Annotated in this window: 22 protein-coding genes and 1 pseudogene; all 23 read left to right on the top strand. The window is 40.8% G+C overall.

Annotated features, from left to right (window positions below):
- Positions 1-14 precede the first annotated feature (14 nt).
- On the top strand, positions 15-425 hold the full coding sequence (locus tag BAU14_RS10535; protein ID WP_161900070.1) for a DUF6096 family protein: 411 nt from the start codon (positions 15-17) through the stop codon (positions 423-425).
- A gap of 32 nt (positions 426-457) precedes the next feature.
- A complete protein-coding gene (locus BAU14_RS10530) occupies positions 458-820 on the top strand; it encodes a hypothetical protein (protein ID WP_161900069.1) in 363 nt (120 codons plus the stop codon).
- Positions 821-829: 9 nt separating this feature from the next.
- Positions 830-5,887 (top strand): peptidoglycan DD-metalloendopeptidase family protein, encoded by a 5,058-nt coding sequence (locus BAU14_RS10525; RefSeq protein ID WP_161900214.1) that lies wholly within the window; start codon positions 830-832, stop codon positions 5,885-5,887.
- A gap of 10 nt (positions 5,888-5,897) precedes the next feature.
- Complete coding sequence (locus BAU14_RS10520; protein WP_161900068.1) at positions 5,898-6,257, top strand: DUF6711 family protein; 360 nt, start codon at positions 5,898-5,900, stop codon at positions 6,255-6,257.
- A gap of 15 nt (positions 6,258-6,272) precedes the next feature.
- Complete coding sequence (locus BAU14_RS10515; protein WP_161900067.1) at positions 6,273-8,816, top strand: gp58-like family protein; 2,544 nt, start codon at positions 6,273-6,275, stop codon at positions 8,814-8,816.
- Positions 8,817-8,966: 150 nt separating this feature from the next.
- Positions 8,967-10,529 (top strand): glycerophosphodiester phosphodiesterase family protein, encoded by a 1,563-nt coding sequence (locus tag BAU14_RS10510; RefSeq protein WP_161900066.1) that lies wholly within the window; start codon positions 8,967-8,969, stop codon positions 10,527-10,529.
- Between the two features lie 74 nt (positions 10,530-10,603).
- Positions 10,604-10,825 carry a hypothetical protein gene (locus BAU14_RS10505; protein WP_161900065.1) on the top strand — a complete coding sequence of 74 codons (222 nt, stop codon included), beginning with the start codon at positions 10,604-10,606 and terminating at the stop codon, positions 10,823-10,825.
- Position 10,826: 1 nt separating this feature from the next.
- Positions 10,827-11,102, top strand: coding sequence for a phage holin family protein (locus tag BAU14_RS10500; protein ID WP_161900064.1), 276 nt, complete (start codon positions 10,827-10,829; stop codon positions 11,100-11,102).
- Entirely contained in the window at positions 11,099-12,085 is a 987-nt protein-coding gene (locus BAU14_RS10495; protein WP_161900063.1) for an N-acetylmuramoyl-L-alanine amidase, read from the top strand. The genes BAU14_RS10500 and BAU14_RS10495 overlap by 4 nt, the downstream gene beginning before the upstream one ends.
- A gap of 1,136 nt (positions 12,086-13,221) precedes the next feature.
- Positions 13,222-13,884, top strand: coding sequence for a hypothetical protein (locus tag BAU14_RS10490; protein WP_161900062.1), 663 nt, complete (start codon positions 13,222-13,224; stop codon positions 13,882-13,884).
- An 80-nt stretch (positions 13,885-13,964) separates the two neighbouring features.
- Positions 13,965-17,174, top strand: a complete 3,210-nt coding sequence (ecbA, locus tag BAU14_RS10485) for an MSCRAMM family collagen-binding adhesin EcbA (protein WP_161900061.1) — start codon at positions 13,965-13,967, stop codon at positions 17,172-17,174.
- Between the two features lie 113 nt (positions 17,175-17,287).
- The gene (locus tag BAU14_RS10480) at positions 17,288-17,602 is read left to right on the top strand and encodes a YdcP family protein (RefSeq protein ID WP_161900060.1); all 315 of its coding nucleotides are present in this window, start codon (positions 17,288-17,290) and stop codon (positions 17,600-17,602) included.
- A gap of 12 nt (positions 17,603-17,614) precedes the next feature.
- Positions 17,615-17,989, top strand: a complete 375-nt coding sequence (locus BAU14_RS10475) for a YdcP family protein (RefSeq protein WP_161900059.1) — start codon at positions 17,615-17,617, stop codon at positions 17,987-17,989.
- 9 nt (positions 17,990-17,998) lie between these two features.
- On the top strand, positions 17,999-18,340 hold the full coding sequence (locus tag BAU14_RS10470) for a type II toxin-antitoxin system RelB/DinJ family antitoxin (RefSeq protein WP_161900213.1): 342 nt from the start codon (positions 17,999-18,001) through the stop codon (positions 18,338-18,340).
- Positions 18,341-18,403: 63 nt separating this feature from the next.
- The gene (locus BAU14_RS10465) at positions 18,404-19,753 is read left to right on the top strand and encodes an FtsK/SpoIIIE domain-containing protein (RefSeq protein WP_161900058.1); all 1,350 of its coding nucleotides are present in this window, start codon (positions 18,404-18,406) and stop codon (positions 19,751-19,753) included.
- Positions 19,754-19,831: 78 nt separating this feature from the next.
- Complete coding sequence (locus BAU14_RS10460; protein ID WP_161900057.1) at positions 19,832-20,506, top strand: zeta toxin family protein; 675 nt, start codon at positions 19,832-19,834, stop codon at positions 20,504-20,506.
- A complete protein-coding gene (locus tag BAU14_RS14250) occupies positions 20,499-20,663 on the top strand; it encodes a hypothetical protein (protein WP_202622208.1) in 165 nt (54 codons plus the stop codon). The genes BAU14_RS10460 and BAU14_RS14250 overlap by 8 nt, the downstream gene beginning before the upstream one ends.
- A gap of 76 nt (positions 20,664-20,739) precedes the next feature.
- Positions 20,740-21,882, top strand: a pseudogene (locus BAU14_RS10455) (DNA cytosine methyltransferase).
- Positions 21,872-22,162 (top strand): hypothetical protein, encoded by a 291-nt coding sequence (locus BAU14_RS10450; RefSeq protein WP_161900056.1) that lies wholly within the window; start codon positions 21,872-21,874, stop codon positions 22,160-22,162. The pseudogene BAU14_RS10455 and the gene BAU14_RS10450 overlap by 11 nt, the downstream one beginning before the upstream one ends.
- 255 nt (positions 22,163-22,417) lie before the next feature.
- Positions 22,418-23,602, top strand: coding sequence for a MobT family relaxase (mobT, locus tag BAU14_RS10445; protein WP_161900055.1), 1,185 nt, complete (start codon positions 22,418-22,420; stop codon positions 23,600-23,602).
- On the top strand, positions 23,599-23,736 hold the full coding sequence (locus BAU14_RS10440) for a DUF3789 domain-containing protein (RefSeq protein WP_202622207.1): 138 nt from the start codon (positions 23,599-23,601) through the stop codon (positions 23,734-23,736). Before mobT ends, BAU14_RS10440 begins: the two co-directional genes overlap by 4 nt.
- A gap of 4 nt (positions 23,737-23,740) precedes the next feature.
- Positions 23,741-23,962 carry a hypothetical protein gene (locus BAU14_RS10435; RefSeq protein ID WP_010708778.1) on the top strand — a complete coding sequence of 74 codons (222 nt, stop codon included), beginning with the start codon at positions 23,741-23,743 and terminating at the stop codon, positions 23,960-23,962.
- 14 nt (positions 23,963-23,976) lie between these two features.
- Positions 23,977-24,480 (top strand): antirestriction protein ArdA, encoded by a 504-nt coding sequence (locus tag BAU14_RS10430; RefSeq protein WP_161900053.1) that lies wholly within the window; start codon positions 23,977-23,979, stop codon positions 24,478-24,480.
- The last annotated feature ends 94 nt before the right edge of the window (positions 24,481-24,574 follow it).

Genomic DNA, 24,574 nt, shown 5'->3' with positions numbered 1-24,574 from the left:
AGGAGGAATTTTACATGGCAGCAAAAAACAACGTGGTACAAATGCCCAACACAAAGGAATTTCCATTTGGTGGGTTGACTTTACAACTGCGATTGGATGGAAAATCAATCATCAATATCGAAAAACGACTAGACGAAGGGATTATGGGGCTGTTTATTAAAAAGCAAGGCGAAGTGAAGTTGCCGCCGGCTAATAGTCTGCTGATTGTTCTTCAGGGGGCGAACAAAACTAGCGGTGTGACCGACAAAGTAATTATGGATGCCTTTGAAAAATACATTGACGAGGGCCACACAACGATGGATCTCTTCGGGGATATTAATGAATTCTTGGACGAGTCTGGTTTTTTCGGCGAGAAAAAAGCGGACAGCGAAGTGACCGGTGGGGAATCTTTGGATCAAGAGCCAGAAGCGGGCAGCCTTCTGTAAACTTTGATACTCTGTCCGAGCTCCTGGAGCACATGTATCCTCAAGCTGTCGAGGCAGGTATACCGGCCACTGAATATTGGCAGATGACCCTTGAGGAAATCATGATTCAGGTGGCAGCGAATAAAAAAAATAAAGAAAACGAGTTGCGGGAACGGGCCATGTTTGATTACTCCCAACAACGGCTTGCAGTTTTTGCCTTCAACGATCCGAAAAAGTTTCCAAAATTTGAGGAGGCTTATCCATTTCTAAATCAGATCAAGGATGCGGTAGAGGAAGCAAAGACGGAAGAACAGTTGAAACGGGAAGCGATGTCTCGGGAACAAGAAATTTTTCTGGCTCAAGCAGAAGCCATCAAAGCAACTCGTGAACGGAGAAAAGTATTAGAAGAAAGGTAGGTGAGAAATATGGAATTGGAAACTCTTGAAGTCCTCTTGGATGTTAATACGGAACGAGTACAAGCATCGATTGAGCGAGTTTTGCCACAAATTGAAAGCATGATGAGTCGATTCGAACAGATTTCCGGCCGTACGATGGGTAAAACTGAAAAGAATCTGGATATCGACAAAGGTGCCACTAACTTTACGAAACAGCTGGAAAAAATGAACCAACATTTCGAAAAGACGATGGCTAATCTTGAGAAAACGTCTAAAGTATCTGGCGATAATGTTGGGAGTAATTTTGCTTCTGGCGTCCGAAAAGCACGGCCAAAGGCTACCAAAGAAATTGATGCGATGGTCAACGAGATCAACGCTAAAATGGGGCAGGCGAAAGCGGCTCAAGAAAAAGTTGCTTATTTGAAATCACAGCGTCAATCCGCATCTTCTGCCGGCGATACTGGAAAAGTCGTGAAATACGACGAACAGATTGCCCGTGCCCAGGCACAGATGTCTAAATTTAAAGATCAAGCAAAAGGGATGGCAAATACCATCAAGCGTGAGTTTGATACGGTCCCATCTTCTTTGGATACCATTACGAAATCCATGGCTCAAAACGAGGGGCAAATTGAATCCATGCGCAAACGGATCAAGACGCTGAAAGCTGAATACGCTGATCAACGTACCCCAGTCGGTAGTTTCAGTGGTGGATTCAAGGGGTATGAGGATACTCCGCAGTCACTGAAAACTTCAGCCGAAATCCAGAAGCAATCCACAAAAATGGTCAAGCTGATTAGTGATAATGACCGTCTGCAACAGGAGTATGCTCAAACAGAGGATAGAGCAAATAGCCTGCGAAAAGCTCTGGCACGTATTAACAACACCATGAGCCAATCCTCTATTCAGACGGGTTCAGCCGCCAATGGTGCCGCTCAAACCGGCTCTGGCTTGAAACAATCTGAGAGAGCCGTATCTAAGTACGGTGGCGTCTTCAACCGAATGTCCAACGCCATTTCTCATGGCTTTGGAGGAATCGGAAACGGGCTGAAGAGCTCTCTTGGGTATGTTGGAAAGTTTGGAAGTCTATTTTCCAGCAGCTCCAACAAAGTAACAGCCGGAAACAATCGAATGAGCCGAAGCAACAATACGATGGTTCAATCGATGCGACAATTATTGCCATCATTAATCGTGTATCAATTATTGGGTGGCGCGATTCGTGCGCTTGCAGGCGGATTATTCTCTGCAATGAAAACGAATGATCAATTTGCCGCTTCACTAAATCAAATTAAGGTAAACCTGTTGACCGCGTTCTACCCGATTTACACTGCAATCATGCCAGCAATCAATGCGCTGATGGCTGGTTTGGCACAACTAACAGGTCAGTTTGCATCGTTCATTGCGGGGATCTTCGGTACGAACTACGAGGCAGCCAAAGCCGGCGCAAGTGGTTTGTATGATAATGTCCAAGCGATGAATGAGACAGGATCATCAGCGGATAAAGCGAAGGAAAAGGTCAAAAAACTCCAAAAATCGTTAATGGGATTTGACCAGATCAACAAACTTAACCTGGATAATGATGATTCTGATAAAGACACCAGCCTGGATAATAAAGCGCCAGGTATTGATTTCGGTAGTGCAACTGGAACCTACACGACGCCTAAGTGGATGACTGACATTCAAAAACTTTTGAAGGACTTTTTCAAACCATTCCAAGATGCTTGGAAGAGTCAAGGCCGGAAAGTCATCGACGCCTGGAAGTATGCGCTAGGTGAAGTTATCGGTTTGGCGGCTGCTATTGGCAAGTCGTTTATGGATGTCTGGACGAACGGCACCGGTCAGAAATTTATTGAAAATCTCCTAATCCTGTTGGCTGATGTTCTGAATATCATTGGTGATATAGCTGGCGCCTTTAAACGTGCTTGGGAAGACAATGGCCGGGGAACTAAACTAATCCAGTCATACTTCGACAAGTGGAATGCCATTTTAGAGCTACTACATGAAGTGGCCGAGGCGTTTCGCGGGGCATGGAATGACAATGGCTTAGGTGAGTCAATCCTCGGGCATATCCTTGAAATCCTGACCGAATGGAACAACACAATCACCAATATTACGGAGCAATTCACGAAAGCGTGGAAAGCCGGTGGCGTTGGCGAATCCATCTTCACTACTATCTTGGAAATTGTGGACGGCCTTTTAGAAAAGATTAATGAGATGGCCGGAGCCACCGAAGAATGGGGCAAGAAATTAAACTTTACGCCGCTACTAAAGTCAATTGACAAATTGCTTAAATCTATTAAGCCATTGACCGAGAATATTGGCAGCGGGTTAGCTTGGTTTTATGAGAATGTTTTGCTTCCTTTGGCAAAATTTACAATCGAGAATATCATTCCTGCATTTCTAGATTTGTTGAGTGGCGCAATTGACTTGCTCAACGGGGTGATTGAAGGCCTGAATCCAGCATTCAAATGGTTATGGGATAATTTTTTGCAGCCAATTGCAGAATGGACAGGCGGCATTATTGTTGATGTTCTCAAAGGCTTAGGCGATGTACTATCCGACATTGGCGACTGGATTAGTGAGCATAGTGAAACAGTTTCTAACTTTGTACTAACCATTGGCACGTTTGTAAGCGTATTGGCAGTACTAAATGGGCTTTCAGGGGTAGTTGGAATTGTGACAGGCGTAATAAAAGCTCTTTCTATGGTGAAATCCTTTGCCGGTGCATTTGCCCTTGTAAAATTTGGCTTAGGTGCGTTAGTCACGATGCTTGGCGGGCCTCTTGTTGTGGGGATTGGTTTAGCTATCGCTGCCGGAGTTCTTCTTTGGAAAAACTGGGATAAGATCAAAGAAGTTGCTGGGAAACTTGGAAAGTGGATCGGTGAGAAATGGGACGATATCAAGAAGGCCACCTCTGAAGCATGGGGGAAAGTCACTGATTGGACGTCAAAGACTTGGAATGGTGCCAAGGATAAGGTGACTACAAAAGCTGGGGAAATTTGGACCAGTGTTTCTCAAAAATGGGCAGATGTAAAGAAAAATACCAAAGAAGTTTGGGACAATGTTGGAGAGAAAATTTCAACAAAAGCTGAATCGGCTAAGAAGAATGCATCAATCGCCTTCTCCAATCTAAAAACAGAGATGGGCAAATCTTTTGAAACAATGAAAACTACCGCCTCATCAGTTTTTGGAAAAATTGGCGATTGGGCCTCTGGACTCGGCAGTAAAATTGGTAAAGGCTTGAGTGGGGGAGTCGAGGCCGTCAAAAAAGGTGCGGGTAAAATCTTTAATGGTATGACCAGCGTGATTGGAAAAGGCGTGAACGGAGTAATTGGTGGAATTAACTGGGTATTGGACAAAGTAGGCGCCGGCGGATCGAAACTTGCTAAGTGGGAAATTCCAACATATGCAAGAGGTACAAATTACCATCCGGGTGGATTGGCTTTAGTCAATGACGGACTAGGTGGTAATTACCAGGAAGCTTATCATACCCCTGACGGGCATACAGGCATTTTCCCTTCTCAACGAAATTTAATGGTGAATTTGCCAAAAGGAACTTCAGTTTTGAGCGGTCCTAAAACAGCTGATATGTTTGGTGCTCCTGCTTATGCCGGTGGTATAGGAAACTGGTTCAAAGAAAAATGGGACGGGGTCAAAGAAATAGCTTCTGATATTTGGTCGTATGCCTCCAATCCTGGGAAACTATTGAACGCGGCTATCTCCAAATTTACGAATCTATCAGGTGCAATTGAACCTGCTTTGTCTATGGCGCAAGGCACGGTTGGAAAACTGGCAGACGGTGCCCTTGGGTGGGTCAAATCAAAATTTGATGCTGGATTTAAAAAACATCAAGAAGAAGAGGCCGCCAAAGCTGCAGCCGGTTCGTCATTTGGAGCGGGAGCCTTTGCTCCTCACTTTTCACAACCACCATACTCGTTTACTTCTGGTTTTGGAAATCGAGGTTACTTGTTTGGAAAAACGATGCATTACGGTCTCGACTACGCTGCGCCAACTGGGACACAAATTCCCGCGCAATATCCTGGCCGTGTGTCCTACGCGAGAAGCTCTGGAACGGGGCTTGGTAATCTGGTGGCTGTAGAAGTGGCAAATGGTGTTCGGACTCTTTATGGACATATGCATAGCATTGCTGTTTCCGCAGGACAAAACGTTCAACGAGGATCTCTGCTAGGGCTCGTCGGGAACACAGGCAACTCGACTGGTCCGCACGTCCATTATGAACTACGGACAGGCGGTTCTGGTCCATTCGGTGGCACCGCTCACGATCCTTTAACATATGGGCAAACTGTACCTCAAAGCAGTGGCTCCTCGCTAGGCGGCGGTGGTGATATTGTCGATCGAGCGATGGCATGGAAAGGTGCAATCTCCAATCCTGCGTATGTCTCGTTTTACACTAATGAAAACAATGCAATGGAAGGCGGCCCGCTTAATGCGTTAGGTAGTTATCTGAAGATGGGGGATATTGCGGTAGATCCAAGATATCACCAGTTAGGAAGCTATCTAACATTAAACGGCCAGCGATTCCATGCGGTAGATGTCGGCGGTGCTATTAAAGGCCGAAATCGAATTGACGTGTTTGTCGGCAACTCTCAAGCTCGAGCACAGGCGTTGGGTCGTCGAACTTGGCAAATGGGGTATGAGAATGGTGGCCTCGTGACACAAGACGGGCTCTACCGAATGGGTGAAGGCAATAAGAAAGAAATGGTCATTCCTCTTGAGAAACCACAAAGGGCGGCTGAATTAATCCAACAAGCCATTGAGTATCTTGGCTTGGATATGTTTGGTTCGGCTTTGACCTTGCCGGAAATTTTCCAAGAGCCAAGCTTTGCACCATCGAATAGTACCTTCAGCAATAACGACCAAATGAACTACCAAGGCGGCGGGATGCAAGACTTCACATCAGCGATGGTAACCACGTTGATGAATGCTATCTCTGCTATGGGAGCAACACCAACGCAAGCGCCAAATGGCGATATCATCATCAATATTGGTGGCAAAGAATTTGGTCGAATTGCTGTTAAAGAAATCAACAAATACCATGAACAGATCGGTACAGTGGAACTTAATCTATAGGAGGAGTTATATGGAATTTCTAATTGCTGGCAGCAAAGTAAAAATACCAAAAGAAATGGTTGTTGGCATCCAAACCTTGGACAGCAGTTCCACCGGTAGAAATGCAAACGGAGATATGGTCAGAGACGTTCTTGGTAAAAAGACAAAACTTGATATTGTATGGGGACCTCTAAATACATCGGAGGTCTCTTTGATTTTACGTTTGATTGATCCTTCCTTTTTTACTGTGCGCTACATGGATCCGCAAGAAGGGAAATTAATCACCAAAACTTTTTACTGTGGAGATAGATCAATTCCTGTATACTCCTGGCATCCAAAATTTGAAGCGAGTATGTGGAATGGATTGACTGTCTCATTTATTGAACGCTAAGAGGTAGGTGAAAAAATGCTAACTGTATCAAAAGAATTTCACGATTCTTTTAAGGGGTTGAACCGCGAAGTATATGCACGAATCCAAATTAAAGACAAGATTTTTGAAAACAACCAAATTAAGAGCATTGAGTATTCTACTGGTGTTCTGGGTGGGGAGAACTTTCAAATTGGGTCAACTCAATCCGCTACAGCGAAAATTGTTATTCCGGAAATAGTTGAAGATCTACAAGAACTTGATGAGGTCAAGATTGAAATTGGGATTAAAATACCCGGAAGTGGTCTACCAACTAACATCAATGATGTTTCTCCGGTTGGAAAAGCACGAGTAAATCGCGCGCGTCTAATCAGCTATGTTCCTGATCGTTTCGAATTTGTTCCGCTGGGTACATTTTATATTAGTGAAAAAGTAGATCCGGACCGAAATGAGAATCTTACTACAATCGAGGTAAGAGATGCTTTTGTCTTCCTTGAAGGTATGTATGAATCAAAATTGTCTTATCCTACAAAAATTGCTGAAGTTGCTTTAGAGATAGCAAATATGACAGGATCAGTTATTGATCCTGTCTCCTTTTCTCATTTGAGCAATTATATAGTTGAAGAGCCAATAGGTTACACTTACCGGCAGGCGATTGGTTTGATTGCCCAATTTGAGGCGGGGTTTGCGTGTTTTGATCGCTTGGGCAGAATTGCTATTCGGACGCTCGCTGACCCGCTATTTACAATTGAGCCTGGTGAGTACTATCAGAAAGGTCTTGTCAAAAATGAGCTAGCGTACCAATTGAAAGGATTATCTTGTAAAGTTGTCCAGACAAACAATGAGTCAGAAAATGAGACCGTTGTGCTGCATGTGGGGTCAACCGAAGGGGCCCAGATTTCTATCGAAAACAATCTTATGTCCGAAATGTTATTGTCGGATGTTTTTCAAAAAGTGGAAGGATTGAACTTTCCACCAATCAGTTTGAAATGGCGGGGAAATCCAGCGCTTGAGCCTGGTGACTGGGTTACAATGTTTGACAGAGCAGGAAAGCCCTTCAAAACTCCTGTATTAAACTATTCACTAACTTTTGATGGCGGACTTGTCGCGACAATCGGCTCAGATACCAAATCCTATGCTGGAAGTGTCTCAACTTTCCGGGGACCGCTCCAGCAGAAATTAGACGAGATAGATTATAGAATTGATGCGGCAGGAAAAAACAATGTCTATTCTGGAAATGAAGAGCCGAAATATCCGAAAGAGGGCGACATATGGTTCAAAAAAAATGGGCCAGACGATGAAATCTGGGTTTATCAACAAGTAGCACTTGGGGTATTTGAATGGGTGCTAAAGACGTCAACGGCGATGGATCAAGATATCAAAGACAAAATCGACAACGCTACCCCTTCTGATGAAATCATCAAAACTATCAATTTGAGTGATGAGATGGATGGCAATGAATGGCTGAAAATTACCGGTGCAAAGATTTGGCTAACAGATGAAACAAAAATTGATAACGCGATTATTACAGCGGCAATGATTGCTTCAATTGATGCGGGGACGATCAATACGGGTACCCTCAACGCTGCAAACGTGAATATCATTAATTTGAATGCGGATAGCATTTCATCTGGAACAATCAAAGGAATCCGCATAGTAGGGTCAACAATTTCATCAGTAGGTACGAGCTATGAAATGAAATTACAAAATGGAAGTATCGAATGGAATCGAACATCTGATGGCTCTTTTGGTGCCTCTTTATTTGCTAATGCACAAAATGATTTTGCCAGTGGTTCAATTTATTTGAAACTTGGAAGCACATCAACGGGGTTTGATGTCTACTTCGAAGATATTGGGCAACTCGAACGAGTTTTTTCGGTTGGTATAACTGGACTTCCAAGTAATGGTTACCGAAAGCCAAAACTTAGCGCAAAAACTTCCGAAATTTATTTCTCAGATATACTTACTCCTTGGAACCCAGATTCGTCTAAATACTATTCATTTTCGCTAACTAACGCTAGTTTTAATCTAGCCATCAATGGTGGAGAGGGTATACGATCTATCGGGATCACAGCAAGCCAAATAGTTCTTTCTAATGCTTCCAGTTCAATTCTTACATTGAGCAAAACAGGAATGAATTATTCAGGTACTAAGACAACTTTTCAAGCAAATGTTAATGTAGACAAGGATCTTCGAGTATACGGAACTAAAAACGCGTCTCATGTTACGAGAGATGGTGTACGACTGACTCCAGCATATGAGACCGCTGAAAGCTTCCTTGGTGACATTGGAAGAGGAATAACTGATTCACAGTGCCAAGTCTGGGTACCAATCGAATTACTTTTTTCCGATGTGGTAAATCTCGATATTCCTTATGAAGTATTCTTGCAGGCGTACGATAATGCGAGAGTCTGGGTATCTGATTTTAGATCAGATGCTTTTTTAGTTTGTTCGACTAAACCTTTTGTAAGGTTCGTGTGGGAGATAAAGGCGAAACGGCTCGGTTATGAAAATGAGCGGTTAGTTTTGACCGATGATACAAACAAATCAATCAATCGAATTTGGGGTGAGACTCATGAATAATTCAGGATATGAAATTCAATCAGAGGACGTAATTTCCCAGTTGCTTAGCAGATTATCTGCTCTTGAACTTGAAAATGCGTCGCTTCGAGTGGCAATCAAGCAATTGAATAAGGAAAAATCTACTGACGATGACGAGGAGGTGTCAGTGTAATGGCTTATGAAAAGCAAAATTGGGTGCCTTATGATGACAATCTAAGTGAAGAAGAAAATATTAACGTCGGAGCAGTTGTGACAGCGGAACGGATGAACCATCTTGAGTCTGGACTACAGCAACATACTACTGACGAAGAGAATCCCCACAAGGTTACAAAAGCTCAGGTTGGTTTATCCAACGTGACGGACGTTGAACAAGCTTCGAAGGTAGACTTTGAGGCTCATGCGACAAATAAACTGAATCCCCATGGAGTGACTGCTTCTCAGGTTGGTCTAGGTAACGTTGAGAATGTCCGTCAGGCAGCAAAAACGGACTTTGATGCCCACGTTGAAAATAATTCAAATCCACATGGTGTAACGGCAAAACAAGTCGGATTAGAAAATGTGATGAATTACGGCATCGCAACCGACGCTGATGCTGTGGCTGGTTTAGCCAATACTAGCTATATGACGCCTCAAAAAACAGCATTAGCCGTTGAAAAGCAAGTGTTTAAAGGAGCAGACGGGGGAGTGAATTACATCGCTCATCGCGGATCGAATGCAGATTATCCGGAAAACACAGTCCTGGCATTTGAAGCAGTCACTCGTCATTGGGGGATTGAGACGGATATCCAAGTGACTAGCGATGGTACTTGGATCTGCATGCATGACAGCACGGTGGATCGCACCACTGATGGCACAGGAACTGTGGCAAGTAAAACACTAGCACAGATTAAGGCTCTAAAAATTGATACTGGTACTAATCTTGCTGCCTTGACGGATGCACAAAAGCGAGTGCCAACTTTCGATGAGTTTTTAGCTGTATGCAAGAAAAATAAACGAGTACCAATCATCGAGATTAAAGCTGGTGACTACAGTGCCGCAAACTATGATTCCATCATCACCAGTTTGACAAAATACAATCTCACACAAGTAGCAATCTTCATCAGCTTTGATCGCCAAGCACTGGTGGAAATCAAAAAGCGGCTCCCAGCAGTTCCAGTTCAATATCTAGTCAACTCCATTACCGATCAAGTCATCGCCGATACTAAAACGTTAGGGACAAATGCCAGTATCAGCGTTAAGTACAACGATTCAACCGTAACGGCAACAAATGTCATTAAGATTCACAACGCTGGACTGTCTGCTGCGTGTTGGACAGTGCCAGATACCAAATTTGACGAGATGGTTGCAATGGGATTTGATTACATTACCACTGACTCAAGGAGTGGCAATCTAAAACACGCAGTATTGACTTTAAAAAACGCTTTCATATTACAAAATGAGTCGGATGTTGCGAGCGTGGAAGAAACGTCAACAGGCAATCTGTTGTTGCACTTTAAGATTACTGGTGGAGCGAACACCCGAGGCACTGTTATTGCTTCGTTGCCGTCGTGGGCGGTACCGCTACAATCAAAATGGTGCAGATGCGGCATCAGACTTAGTGGGACAACCAGCAGCGCAAGTTTTGATATCCAAGGTTATGATGTGACTAGTGGAGTTGGGGATATTATTGTATCTTACGGATGGGATAATCGGACAACGTGGGCTACCGCAGACGTAGCCTATGGTTTGCATTAATAGGAGGCGCAAATGCTAAGGAACAGCCGGCTTTTAGTCGGTTGTTTTTATTTTAGTGAGAAGAAGGAATGTAAATGAGCGAAACAATAATCATCGCTGTTATCAGTCTTGTTGGTACCCTCGGTGGGACGTTTGGTGGAATCATGACTGCCAATCGGCTCACTGTTTTTAGGATTGAGCAGTTGGAGCGCAAAGTTGAAAAGCATAACAATCTCGTTGAGCGCATGTATAACGTGGAAGGACGGATGCGTGAGGCAGAACATGACATTGTGGACATGAAGAAAGGTGGAAAATAACATGGATCAAATTCTAGAATACGTAGTGGGGGACGGACTCGTAATGATTCCGGCCCTTTTTGTTATTGGAATGATCATTAAAGGAACGGCCTACATCCGAAATGAGTTGATCCCAGTGATCTTGCTTGGCATTAGTTTGGCGCTTACTCCATTGCTGTTAGGTGGATACGATGCCGCCAACATCGTACAAGCAATCTTAGTGACAGGTGCTGCAGTGCTAGTAGATCAGACAGCTAAGCAAATCGGGTATATCAAAAATGAGGAGGAAACAAAATGAGTAGCAAAAATGGTGTGCCTTTCCGACAAAATCTTGTCGGATCATGGAATTATGGTGCGAAATGTCCTTACAGCATGGATGCCGATTCTGTCACAATCCACGAGACTGATAACAATGCACCTGCAGATAACGAAATCCGCTACATGATTGGCAATACAGCGCAAGTGTCTTATCACGTAGCCATCGATGAAAAAGAGGCGGTACAAGGTATTCCGTTTGATCGTAATTCATGGAATGCGGGAGATGGTGGTAGCGGTCATGGTAACCGTAAATCAATCAGCTTTGAAATCTGTCGAAACTATGATCCAACTCGGGGCACAACAAATATCAGCGGCACGCAGTTGGAACAATACAAAAAAGCCAAGGCAAATGCAATTAAGGTTATCGCTCAAGTGATGTTGGAGCAAGGCATTCCTGCTAATGTCAATACTGTAAAATCACATTACGACCGGTCTGGTAAAAACTGTCCTTCAAAAATGCGAAATGATGGTGATTGGACTGACTTTCGTGATGCTGTAATCGCCGAGTATAATCGCTTGAAAAATGGCAGCTCTGGTGGCGGTTCTACTGATGGTAGTGCATCTGCAGCGATCAAAGTCGGTGAAAACGTAAAAGTGGTTGGTAATCTGTTTGCAGACGCAGATGGTAAAGGAGCATCCAGCAAGAGCCGTGGGAAGTCTGCCAAAATTGACAAGCTTGCAACCGGGAAGAAGAAGCCTTACCACTTAACTGGTCTTGGCTGGGCTGCTGCAAGTGACTTATCTAGTCCCAACGCCAAGACTGTAACCATTGACAGCTTGAACGTATACACCAGTCAATCTCTTTCTAGCGCAATTGTAAAAACAGCGAATGGCTACCGAATCCTAAAAAAAGGAACGAAGGTCAAGGTGACTGGCACACTGAAAGGTCAGTCCGTCCACGGATCCACCAGCTGGTCGGAAGTTGACGGTTGGGGTTGGGTGCCAAGCGTATATCTTATGTAGTCCATGAAATAATATATTACTTGCAAAAAATTGATTTCTTGTTTAGATTATGTATGACAACGTATATCAAATAGGAAAGCAGCCGGTTTCAAGAAACTTGGGGAAGATTCTTGGAGAGAGGACCGGCTGCTTTTCGTGTACATAGAGCCAATAAATCAATGAAGGCTCACAGGTAGAGTAACACTGAAAAAACGAGAACGCAATTCATTTCGAGAAAAGTTTCAGAGCAACAATGATGACAATAATCATTCCCAAAAACAATAACGAGTACAATAGTATGGTCAAAATAGTATCCAGTATTTTTCGCATTAGTATCACCTCGGCATCATTATAACACATGAATATTTAGCTAAATTGACTGAAACGAGATGAAAATAGCCCCTAGTCAATCCGCTGGAATTGACAAGGGACAAGTGTGGCCGGGTTTAGATGTTGGTTAGGACAGCATTCTAGGAAAGGGAGAAAGACCACAGTTAAATTATACCATTGATTGATGAAAAAAGTTTTATTCAGTAAAAGCGGAGAGTAACGTTCATGAAATAAACCCCCGTAAAATGAATCGTGAGGATCTATTTTTTAGGGGGCTTTTTGGGGGCAAAAAGTGAAAAATGAGTGACATATCTCAGACAAATCTTACTCGAATAAAATCCCTTTGAAATAGTGATTTGACGCGGTTTGAACCCCATTGGAATACCTGTGAATCGTTAGACTTAACCCTCGCGCATTGCACGGTAAAGCAGCTCGTATCAAAGAAATCAGAAGATAAACACGGAAAACTTCCTTGGAAATCTGAAATCTGTGAAAAGTCCTTGTATATCAAGGGCTTTTTCTTTTTTCTCTATCACAGTTTTAAGCCAATTTTGGCTGTTTTGGGTCATTTTTTCCTCAAATTCCTCTGAATTGTCCTAGATTGTCCGACTTTGACTATCACTGTCGTCAAAATAGGGAAAAATTTAGTAGTCAGTCTGATGACAAATGTAATACGGAAAAAACCAAAACATTTACCGAATTTAGCAACTTTTGAATCCGAGTTACTAAAAAGGTCGACTTTTTTTAAAAAAACCAAAACATATACTTCTCTACTAAAAAGTTGATGTGATAGACTTCTATCTAAATAAATTCTAGGAGTTTTTATTGTGAAACAAGATGATGGTCGTATTGTTTGGAAAAACATAAGTGACTTAAAACTTATTTTAGTAATTAATGAATTCATTGAAAAACACGGAATTAAATCTAGTCGTCAATATCAGAAAAAACTATCAGAGAATCCAAATACTGCTCCAAGCATGTGGTTTATCAATCAAAAATATGGATCATGGGAAAAATTATTAGCTAGTATTGGCATTGAAAATACTGAATATGGAAAATGGGCTAAAACACCAGAAAAAGATTTATTGAAAATAGTAGAGACTTTTATTAAAGTTGAGAAGATAACTTCTCAACGGATGTATGAAAAAAAATCAGTAGGGAAAGACGTTCCTTCGTTAAGTACATTGAAAAAGAGATTTGGAGATGTAAGGCATCTGTTTAGAAAGAATACAGAGGAATCTTTACTTACCCATTTTGAGTTGTTGTTAGAATTAAGAAACGAACTAATTCGGTTAAGGTTACAAGATGATTTATCAATGACGAAGTTCCGAAAACTTTCAGGATCCTCGAATTTACCGTCAGTTGATACAATTATGAAAAGGACAAATAAAAATTGGGAAGAGTTGATGACAGAAATAGGGTTTGATTATCGAAGAATCAAAATCTATAAGCAGAGAAACAACTTATCTAAAAAGAAGAAAACTGAATAGTAATACTCTGGGCTAGACATTCAAAATTAAAAATTTGGATGTCTTTTTTTATTACCCAAAAATGAAAGGAGACTCATTCTATGAAAAGAACTAGATTTAGAAATTGGCGCTTGTTTGCTATTCTAGGAGTACTGTGTCAAACAATCGGGGGTTCAATAGTACCAACGAATGCTTTTGCGAGCGAATTTGACTATCCGCAAGAAGTGACAATCACCTATGACATGAATAAGCTTTATGAAGTAAACGGAAAATTTAGTGATGGAAGTATACTTTCAGAAGTAACAACAACATTATATGCAGAATATGATGGTAAAAAGCAAACAGTATTTTGTATTGAACCAGGAGTTAAAATTCCTACAGAGGTTACACCTGGTTATGAGAAAAATCCCTTACCATCTATGCCAGAAAAAGCAAAATTGGTTTCCGTTCTTTGGAAATATGCAGGTACTGATATGGATACCAATATAGTTGCACAAAAAATGATTTGGGAAGAAGTTAATGGTTATACTCTAAATTCAATCAAAAGACCGGATGGTAGTTCGATAAACATTGCTGAGATTGAGTCCAAAATCAATCGAGTAATTGAAGAGTATCAAAAAAAACCAAGTTTCCATAATTCTACGTTGAAAACGGTGTTAGGCCAATCGACTACTGTGACTGATACGGAAGGAGTGAACTTGTTTGAATTTGATGAAGTAATCCAAAATACGGCAAATGTTGATTATCATGTTAATGGCAATCGACTGGTGATTACACCAAATGTAAATTCAAAACAAGGAGTGCTGACACTAAAAAAAACCGCAGATAATGGAACACCTGTCACTTATAAAAAATTTGGGAGTCAAACTGTAATGGCAGGGGCAATTGATAAGCCCAACACTTATACTATTAAAATTGATGTTGAAACAAAGGGTTCACTGAAAATTAAAAAGGTTGACAAGGAATCTGGTAATGTTGTTCCAGGGACAGTATTCCATTTAGATTTTGGGAAAGTTCTTCCCGAAAAAGATGTTACTACCGATAAAGATGGGCTTGCTGACATTGATGGGATTCCACATGATACAAAAGTAACGATTACTGAAAAATCAGTCCCAGCACCTTATACGATTGATACTACACCAATGACCGCAACGATAAAGGCTGGCGAAACCATTTCAGTGACTTCTAAAAATACGCGTGAAAAAGGTCAAATTATTTTGGATAAGACTGGGGTAGAAACGGGAGATAATCTTTGGAGTGAGAATTATTCCCTAGCGGGCAATACCTTTGCCATTCGTAAAGGTAGCCCGACTGGTGAAATCGTTCAAGAAATTACTACCGATGAAAAAGGGCATGCGGAAACACCAAAAGATATTTCTGACGCATTGGAATTGGGCACGTATTATGTGACAGAAACAAAGGCTAGTAATGGTTTTGTGAACACCTTTAAACCAGTAAAAGTTGAATTGAAATATGCCAACCAAACTGTAGCACTTGTTACCAGTCATGTCGAAGGTAAAAACCAAGAAATTACTGGCGAAACGACTTTGACGAAGGAAGATAAAGATACTGGGGATAAGACTCAAGGAAAAGCAGAATTTACAGGTGCAGAATACACTTTGTTTACTGAAAAAGATGGTCAAGCCGTCAAATGGGCGGATGCGTTTAAACCAAAGTTAGTAACAGGAACGAAAGCTTCTGAGGAAAGAGTCACTCTAACGCTAGATGAAAACAATCAAGTGGCGGTTAAGCATTTGGCCCTCAATGAGTATTATTGGCAAGAAACGAAAGCACCCGAAGGCTATACTTTGGATGAAACAAAATATCCTGTCTCAATAAAAAAAGTTGATGACAACGAGGGAAATGCGGTGATTACGTGCGATGTCACAGCGAAGGAACAAGTAATCCGCTTTGGGTTTGATTTCTTCAAGTTTGCTGGATCTGCTGCTGGAACTGCCGGAACCGGGTTTAATGATTTGACTTTCAAATTAATACCGTTGGAAGGAACCAATGAAATTACCGGCGCTGAAGATGAGGCAACGACAGGTTACAATGAACAATTGGGATTTGATGGATACGGCAAGTTTGAAAACATTCCTTATGGTGACTATTTATTGGAAGAGGTTAAGGCGCCAGAAGGATTTCAGAAGATTCAGCCTTTAGAAATTTGTTCTAATTTCAAGGAAAATAAAGAAAACTATGACAAAAGCGAGTATATCTTTACCATTACGGAACAAGGTCAAAAACATCCGATTAAGACTGTAACGGTTCCTTATGAGGAATTAACCAATAATGATTTTTCTGTTAGCTTGAATCGGTTGATGCTCTATGATTTGCCTGAGGAAGAAGATAGTTTGACTTCCCTCGCAACTTGGAAAGATGGCAACAAAGAATTAGCTAATTTAGATTCTACTGAGTTAATTGATAAATTGAGCTACAACCTGCATGAAATTAGAAAAGATTGGTATGTGGTGTCTCAGGCGATTGACGTTCAGGCAACGAAAGAAGCACAAGAAAAAGATGAAAAGGCGAAACCAGTTGTGATTGCTGAAACAACTGCTGCGTTATCCAATAAAGAAAAAGCTGGCACTTGGGAGATACTTCATAAACTGACGGCTGAACAAGTTTTGGACAAAACAATCGTCTTATTCAATTATGTATATGAAGACAAAAAGTCCTATGATGCCGGCGATGAACCAGTTGCCGAAGATGCCAGCTTGAATAATCAAGCCCAAACGGTGAATTGTACGGTTGAACGTCATGTATCAATTCAAACCAAGGCTCACTTAGAGGATGGTTCACAAACCTTCACTCATGGGGATGTAGTGGATATGTTTGATGATGTTTCCATTACTCATGATGTACTAGACGGATCAAAAGAAGCTTTTGAAACAATCCTGTATGCTTTACTTCCAGATAGAACAAACAAAGAAATTTGGAAATCTGGCAAGATTGATTATGAAGTGAATGACAAAGAATTCACCAGAACTGTGCTTGCTGAAAAAGTAGATACCGGCAAGTATCCTGAAGGCACCAAGTTTACTTTTACGGAAATTAATTACGATAAAGATGGAACTATCAATGGCAAGCATAATGAAGACTTGTCAGAAAAATCGCAAACACTATCACCAATAGAGGTTCCAACAATTCCTAGTACACCAGAACAACCCAAAGCATCTACGATACCAGGAGATTCAACAGTGAAAGAATTCCCTAAAACTGGTGAAAAGAATTCCACCCTTTTATTGTTTATCGGCTTTACTTTGATTTTTGTAACGGCTGGTTACTACTTCTGGAATCGTCGAAATTAAGAATGATTGAATGAAAAAATTTAACTATATGAAGCAATGTGCGCGACCACCTCCAGATTATAGTGGTCGTGCTATTTTTGTATTCAAAACTAAAAATGAAAAGAGGAAAAATAATGGAATTAAAATTTGTCGTGCCAGATATGACAGAGACTTTTGGAAAAATAACTTATGGTGGGGAAGGAAGAATTCTCACAGAAGGGTATGGTCGAAACACTTCTGTAATTGGACGTAGTTACCATTTATATTCTAGTAAACAACGCGCCGATGATATTGAGGTAGTGGTAGCAGCAGAGGCCGGTGAAAAAGATTTTGACCAAGATCAACCGTTAAAAGCAGTCAATCCTCACTTAGTTGCCAATGGTTATGAAATCGAAAACCGAGGTTTTACGGATTATGTATTGTATGTCGATGATTTAGTGAAAGCATAGGGGGAAGAGAATATGAGATTAGCAGAAGGTATTGTCGTAGATTCAGAATTAACGTTTGGCAAGTTGCGTTTTTCAGCACTGCGTCGAGAAGTACGCAAGCAAAATGAAGATGGGACGGTTAGTAATGAGGTAAAAGAACGGACGTATAATTTGAAATCATCTGCTCAAGGTCGAATGATTCAAGTGAGCATTCCGTCGAATGTACCTTTACGAGAGTTTGGCTATGACACTGAGATCGAATTAGTAAACCCAGTCGTGGATACTGTTGCGAATTATGTTTTCCGTGAAGGAACGACAGTTAATTGGTTTATTAAAGCAGATGATTTGGTATTGAAACGTCAAATCAATCAAGGTAATTCTGATGTTAAAAATGAGGGAAAGAAATAGGTGAAGAAAATGGAAATCAATGTCGAACATATTTTAGACTGCTTGGATCAGTATGGAAAGGGGGAGTTGACGAGTGAACAAGTTAATGAAGCACTGACAGTAGATGAAAAGATGTTTCTCCTTATGCATCCGGAATTTTTTGAAACGGAAGAAAATGTGGATGAGTTGGACGTCCTAGATTGGTTAGACGAAGCTGGCTCTTTCTATATAGTGGTGGAAGTAGATGAACGTCTTTGTCGGGAAGCGGAATCAGTGATAGAAACACTGGGAATGGAAATGCCCACTGTGATTGAAGGATTTTTGCAACAACTCATCCAAACTAAACAGTTTCCCGCCAAGGTAAATAATTAAAGAAAATAGTGGAAAGCGGCCCAATTAAACTTCTTTGGGCCTTTTTTTGGAGGTGAAGAAAAAGTGTATTACAAAGGACACCGTATACGTGCAGGAGATCAAAATCTAATTTATCACTTTGTTCTTGGATGGCTGATAATCCTATTTTTAGGTTGGCTGAGTATCTTTTATCTCGATGAACTTCTGAGTCTTGATTTTACAAAGTTATCGTTACTAAGAATAGAAAGGTCTTGGTCCATCTGGGATTTGATTTTTATACTTGCAAGTATGGCACTATCAGGGAGTATGATATTACTTTATATTCATTTTTTTCCCAATCATTGGCGGAGCCTGTGGCATCGACAAAAGCTGGCGCGAATGATTTTAGAAAATCACTGGTATGAAGTGAAACAATCGCAGCAGGAAGGTTTTTTCAAAGACCTCAATAGCAATCGAACTAAAGAGACAATCAGTTACTTTCCCAAAATCTATTATCGAATGAAGGACGGTCTACTTTCAATTTTTGTTCAAATCTCGCTAGGCAAGTATCAGGATCAGCTCTTGAAGTTGGAAAAAAAGTTGGAAAGTGGATTGTACTGTGAGCTAGTAGAAAAGGAGTTGAAAGATTCTTATGTCGAATATACGTTGCTCTATGATATGATCGCCAATCGGATTGGAATTGAGGAAGTCGTAGCAGAAAACGGCAGTTTGCGATTGATGAAAAACCAAGTATGGGCGTATGATTCATTACCCCATATGTTAATAGCTGGCGGTACGGGCGGTGGGAAAACCTATTTTTTATTAACGATTATTCAAGCTCTACTAAAATCTGATGCGGAATTGTTTGTCCTCGATCCGAAAAATGCAGATTTGGCGGATTTAACTACCGTAATGCCCCACGTTTATTATCAGAAGGAGGAGATTTCTACTTGCGTGGCGAATTTTTATGAACGTATGATGGCTCGTAGTACGGCGATGAAAGAAATGCCAAACTACAAAACAGGAGAGAATTATGCGTATCTAGGACTTGCGCCAAATTTCTTGATTTTTGATGAATATGTGGCTTATATGGAAATGTTAACGACAAAAGAGAGTGCCGTGATTTTAAATAAACTCAAGCAAATTGTCATGTTAGGCCGACAATCAGGTTTCTTTTTAGTTCTTGCTTGTCAAAGACCTGATGCAAAATATCTGGGAGACGGGATTCGTGATCAGTTCAATTTTCGTGTCGCTTTGGGTCGAATGAGTGATCTTGGATATTCCATGATGTTTGGTGAAGTTGATAAAAATTTCTTTATGAAGCGAATCAAAGGTCGTGGCTATGTCGATACAGGAGGTAGCGTGATCAGTGAGTTTTACACGCCATTGGTTCCAAAGGAATATGATTTTTTAAGTTCTATTCACAAATTAGTAAAAATAGATAGGAGTAATTGAATAACTTTCAAAGACTGACTTTATACTGAAAATGACGTATAATACTTGTAATGGATGGAGAGAAAGGGGAGGAAAAAAGTGGAAATGAATGATTCTTATTTAGAATACGCAAAAGCAAATAAGGATAAGTTTATTTCTTGTATTATCGAAGGAAAGTCCCCTGAAGCTGGTCGAGATGCGGTCTTTATGGCTGGAAGTCCTGGTGCTGGAAAATCAGAAGTTGCGATTGGCTTGGCTGAAAATTATGATAATCATGTGATTATTGATGCCGATTTTTTTCGTACACAATTTCCTGATTACAATGGGAAAAATTCTAGCCTTTTCCAAAAAGCATCTTCGTGGTTAGTTGAACAGTCCCTCAAATATGTTTTGGAGTATGGCTATTCATTTATATTAGATGCTACATTTGCTATATTGAGTGCTGAAAAAAATATTTCTCGAGCATTGAAAAATCATTTTCGAGTAACAATTTTCTATGTTTATCAAGATCCGAAGACTGCATGGCATTTTACTCAAAAGCGCGAAATTGCGGAAGGTCGCCATGTTCCGAAAAAAGCGTTCATTAATGCTTTTTTTAAATCAAGAGAAAATATTGAAAAAGTAAAGAGCAAACATCCAGATGTATTGCTTCATATCATTATCAAAGATTATATGAATAATATTTCTGAAGTTCATTATGCCGCAGATAATCTTGAGTTATTTTTGCCATTACAGTATAGTGAGGAAGATTTGGAGGTTCAATTACATGACTGAGAAAGAACAAGTAACGAATATTGTAAAAAAATATAATAAGAGCATTGCTGATTTATCAGAAAAGGCTACTGCGAAAGAATTTAAAATGGTAATTAAGTATATTGCCGATCAAGCCAATGAAAAACAAAGAAAATTGGTTGGATTAGATAAGAAATAGAAAGGTAAAACAGTTATTTATGAGCCAAGAACGAAAATGTTCTTGGCTTTTTTCTTTGCAAAGAAATGGGTGAGTTATGACTTTTTTAGATTTATTTGCCGGTATTGGTGGTTTTCGTCTTGGCATGGAACAAGCTGGACATCACTGTATCGACTTTTGTGAAATTGATGAATTTGCTAGACGTAGCTATAAGGCAATCCATAATACGAAAGAGGAGGTGGAAATGTATGACATCACAAGTGTACCAGACGAGCTTGTTCAATCCCTCGGACCAGTTGACATCCTTTGCGGTGGCTTTCCGTGCCAAGCTTTTTCAATTGCGGGAAATCGGAAAGGATTTTCCGATACTCGAGGTACTCTATTCTTTGAAATCGCTCGGTTCGCCGCTCTTCTACAACCTAAGCTTTTATTCCTTGAGAACGTCCGATGATTGCTTAATCACGAAGGAGGGGCTACGTTCGAAACGATCCTCCGAACGTTGGATGGATTGGGGTATGATGTGGAATGGCAGGTGCTTAACTCAAAGGCCTACGTTCCCCAAAGCCGTGAGCGAGTATTTCTTATCGGACATTCTCGAGACGCATGTACCGAACAAGTATTTCCTATCCTTGGATCGTCTGCAGCATCTGATCAAAAAATCAGAAACTTGCTGAATATTAATCCCTCCAATCGCGGGATGGGTGGGCAAGTCTATGGTTCAGACGGTATTTCGCCAACACTAACAGGTGATGAGAGTATAAAAATTGCTCAGCCAGTAAAGGAGGGCATATTGGTGGCGGGTATGTTGCCTGGAAATTATGAACAAGATAAACGAGTTTATGATATCACTGGAACAGCGCCAACCTTGTCCACGAAACAAGGTGGCACAAAAATCATGGTTCGCAAAAATGAAACAGAATATCAAGAAGTCAAGCCAGGGGATAGTGTGAACCTGGCTTTTCCTCGTTCTAAAAGTCGCCGTGGTCGTCTTGGAAAACAGAGTGTTCATACTTTACTGACAGGAGACCAACAAGCAGTTCTCACAGAAGAATATCAGATACGTAAATTGACACCGCGAGAGTGCTGGCGGCTACAAGGATTTCCTGACTGGGCTTTTGAAAGAGCAGCAAAAGTGAATTCAGATAGTCAGTTGTATAAACAGGCTGGAAATTCTGTAACAGTTCCGGTCGTTTTTGATATTGCCAGAAGATTAAAGGAGGCGGAGGTCCATGATTTATGATGAATTAATTGGGGAAGTTTATTGGGTGATTGGAAAGATTCAGTCAGACCCAGAATTGGAAGAGCAATTACGTTGGCTAAACTTTGAAATTCGCAAGAATGGGGTGAAAGTCGCTAGTGATCCTTATTTGATGGACGAGGAGAGTGATCCTCGAATTGAAATAAATCAAGTAATCGCAGAATTTGAACGGATTGCGGACCAAGCGAAAGAACCGGATATTCGTCAATACTTGTTAGAAATGAAAGCAGAGCTTGAGGCAGATGGCATTACGGATGAATGACAACTAAGTAACCAAACTGATAGGCACTGACCGCGGGGGATTTGCGAAGCAGAAATCCTCTGCGGTGCTGTGCCTGTTCATGGACGGCGTTAGCCGGCCATGATGTTTCACCCCCCGTATCTAACAGGGGGGTACAAAAACACAAAAAACAAGCAAGCAGCGATTAAGAATTGTTGTTATAGCAAGAATAATTAGCTGTTTGACCCGATGTTAACTCATTTGAAAAATTTAACATACTCATTTGGAGGTGAGAACTTGGCACAACGAAACTTAGATTATCGTTTATTAAAAGAGCGACGCACTCAATATGGTGTTTCTCAAAATAAATTGGCTACTGCTTGTGGATTGAGTCGTCCCTATTTGAATCAAATGGAAAATGGTGGCGTGACGGCATCTGCGAAGACAATGAGAAAAGTATTCGACCAATTGGAAAGTTTCAATCCTGATTTGCCTTTGACGTTACTATTTGATTACGTGAGAATTCGGTTTCCCACAACGAATGCCCGAAAGATTGTGCAAGAGATTTTGCATTTGAAATTTGACTATATGCTTCATGAAGACTATGCCTTTTATTCTTACCAAGAACAATACATCATGGGTGATATTGTGGTGATGCTTTCTCATGAGGAAGAGAAAGGAGTTCTTTTGGAATTGAGGGGGCGAGGGTGTCGACAATTTGAAACCTTTTTGCTCGCTCAAAAACGTAGCTGGTATGACTTCTTCGATGATTGTCTAAAAGCAAGGGGCGTGATGAAACGCTTGGATTTAGCAATCAATGATCGGGTTGGATTATTGAATATTCCTGAATTAACGAGAAAATGTCAGAAGGAAGAATGTATTTCTTTGTTTCGTACCTTTAAGAGTTACCATTCGGGTGAACTTTTAAAATCAGATGAAAAAGATGGGATGGGAAATACATTGTATATCGGAAGCCTCAAGAGTGAGGTTTATTTTTGTTTGTATGAAAAAGACTATGAGCAATATATCAAATTGGGGATTCCATTAGACCAGACTGAAACGAAGAATCGCTTTGAAATTCGGTTGAAAAATGACCGTGCCTATCATGCGATACAAGACTTGTTAAAAGGTCGAAGTATTGAAAGTACCGCTTTTTCCATTATTAATCGTTATTTACGATTTGCGGATAAAGTGGAAGGAAAAAGGCGAACTAACTGGCCCTTGAATGAACGATGGGGTCGTTTTGTCGGGCGGAATCGTAAAGAAATCCAACTGACTTCTGAACCGAAGCCGTATACCATTGAAAGAACGTTAAACTGGCTGGGGCGACAAGTAGCACCTACTTGGAAGATGGCTAAGGAGTTAGATCGATTAAATCAGACGACTTATATTCTTGATATGGTACAGAATGCTCAGTTATCGGATCGGCATAAAAAGATTTTGGAGCAACAAAGTATGGCGATTGAAAACTTAATTATATGAAAAGAGGAATCAGTATGGGAATTGCAAAAGATATTTTATTGGTAATCGGTGGCAGCATGATTGGTGTCACTGTGATGTGTTTGATGAATGTAAGCGCAGCTGCAGACCGAGTAATGGAAAAGAAAGGAAAGTGATGAAATGAATTTTGGACAAAATTTATATCAATGGTTTTTAACCAATGCTCAATCCTTAGTTTTATTGGCGATTGTGGTCATTGGTTTATTTTTAGGCTTCAAACGTGAGTTTTCCAAACTGATTGGCTTCTTGGTAATTGCCTTAATTGCGGTAGGATTGGTCTTTAATGCAGCGGGTGTGAAAGATGTTCTACTCAATTTGTTTAACCGTATTGTTGGGGCATAAGGAGGGAACAAACTATGGAGAAGATGCGAATTTATATTGCGAACCTCGGAAAATATAATGAAGGAGAGCTGGTGGGGGCGTGGTTTACCCCACCTGTTGATTTTGATGAAGTCAAAGAACGTATTGGACTAAACGATGAATACGAGGAGTATGCGATTCATGATTATGAACTTCCATTTGAGATTGATGAGTACACACCGATTGAAGAGATTAATCGGTTGTGTGGACTAGCAGAAGAGCTAGACGGAACCCCAATCGGAGAAGTCGCTTCAGAAATTCAACATTCCTTCTTCAATTCTTTTGAGGAAATGATGGAACATGTGGATGATATTATTTGTTATCCGGATTGTAATGATATGAGTGATGTGGCGTATTATTTGATTGAAGAAACTGGTGCTTTAGGTGAGGTACCGACTAACCTTCAAAATTATATTGATTATGAAGCATATGGGCGAGATTTAGAACTAGAAGGAAACTATTTAGTTACTAATCGAGGAGTTTTTGAATATAATGGATAATTTTATAGTACATTGCTACTAGTTAATAAGATGTGCAATGGTTAATTGCTAGAGTTGTGTCCTATTTTCAATGTACCTGCTATAGTAAGACTTC

The sequence above is a fragment of the Candidatus Enterococcus leclercqii genome (assembly GCF_009933135.1).
In the GTDB taxonomy this organism is placed as follows: domain Bacteria; phylum Bacillota; class Bacilli; order Lactobacillales; family Enterococcaceae; genus Enterococcus_C; species Enterococcus_C leclercqii.
Note: the sequence above shows the minus strand (reverse complement) of the source record. Positions and strands in the feature narration are given on the sequence as shown.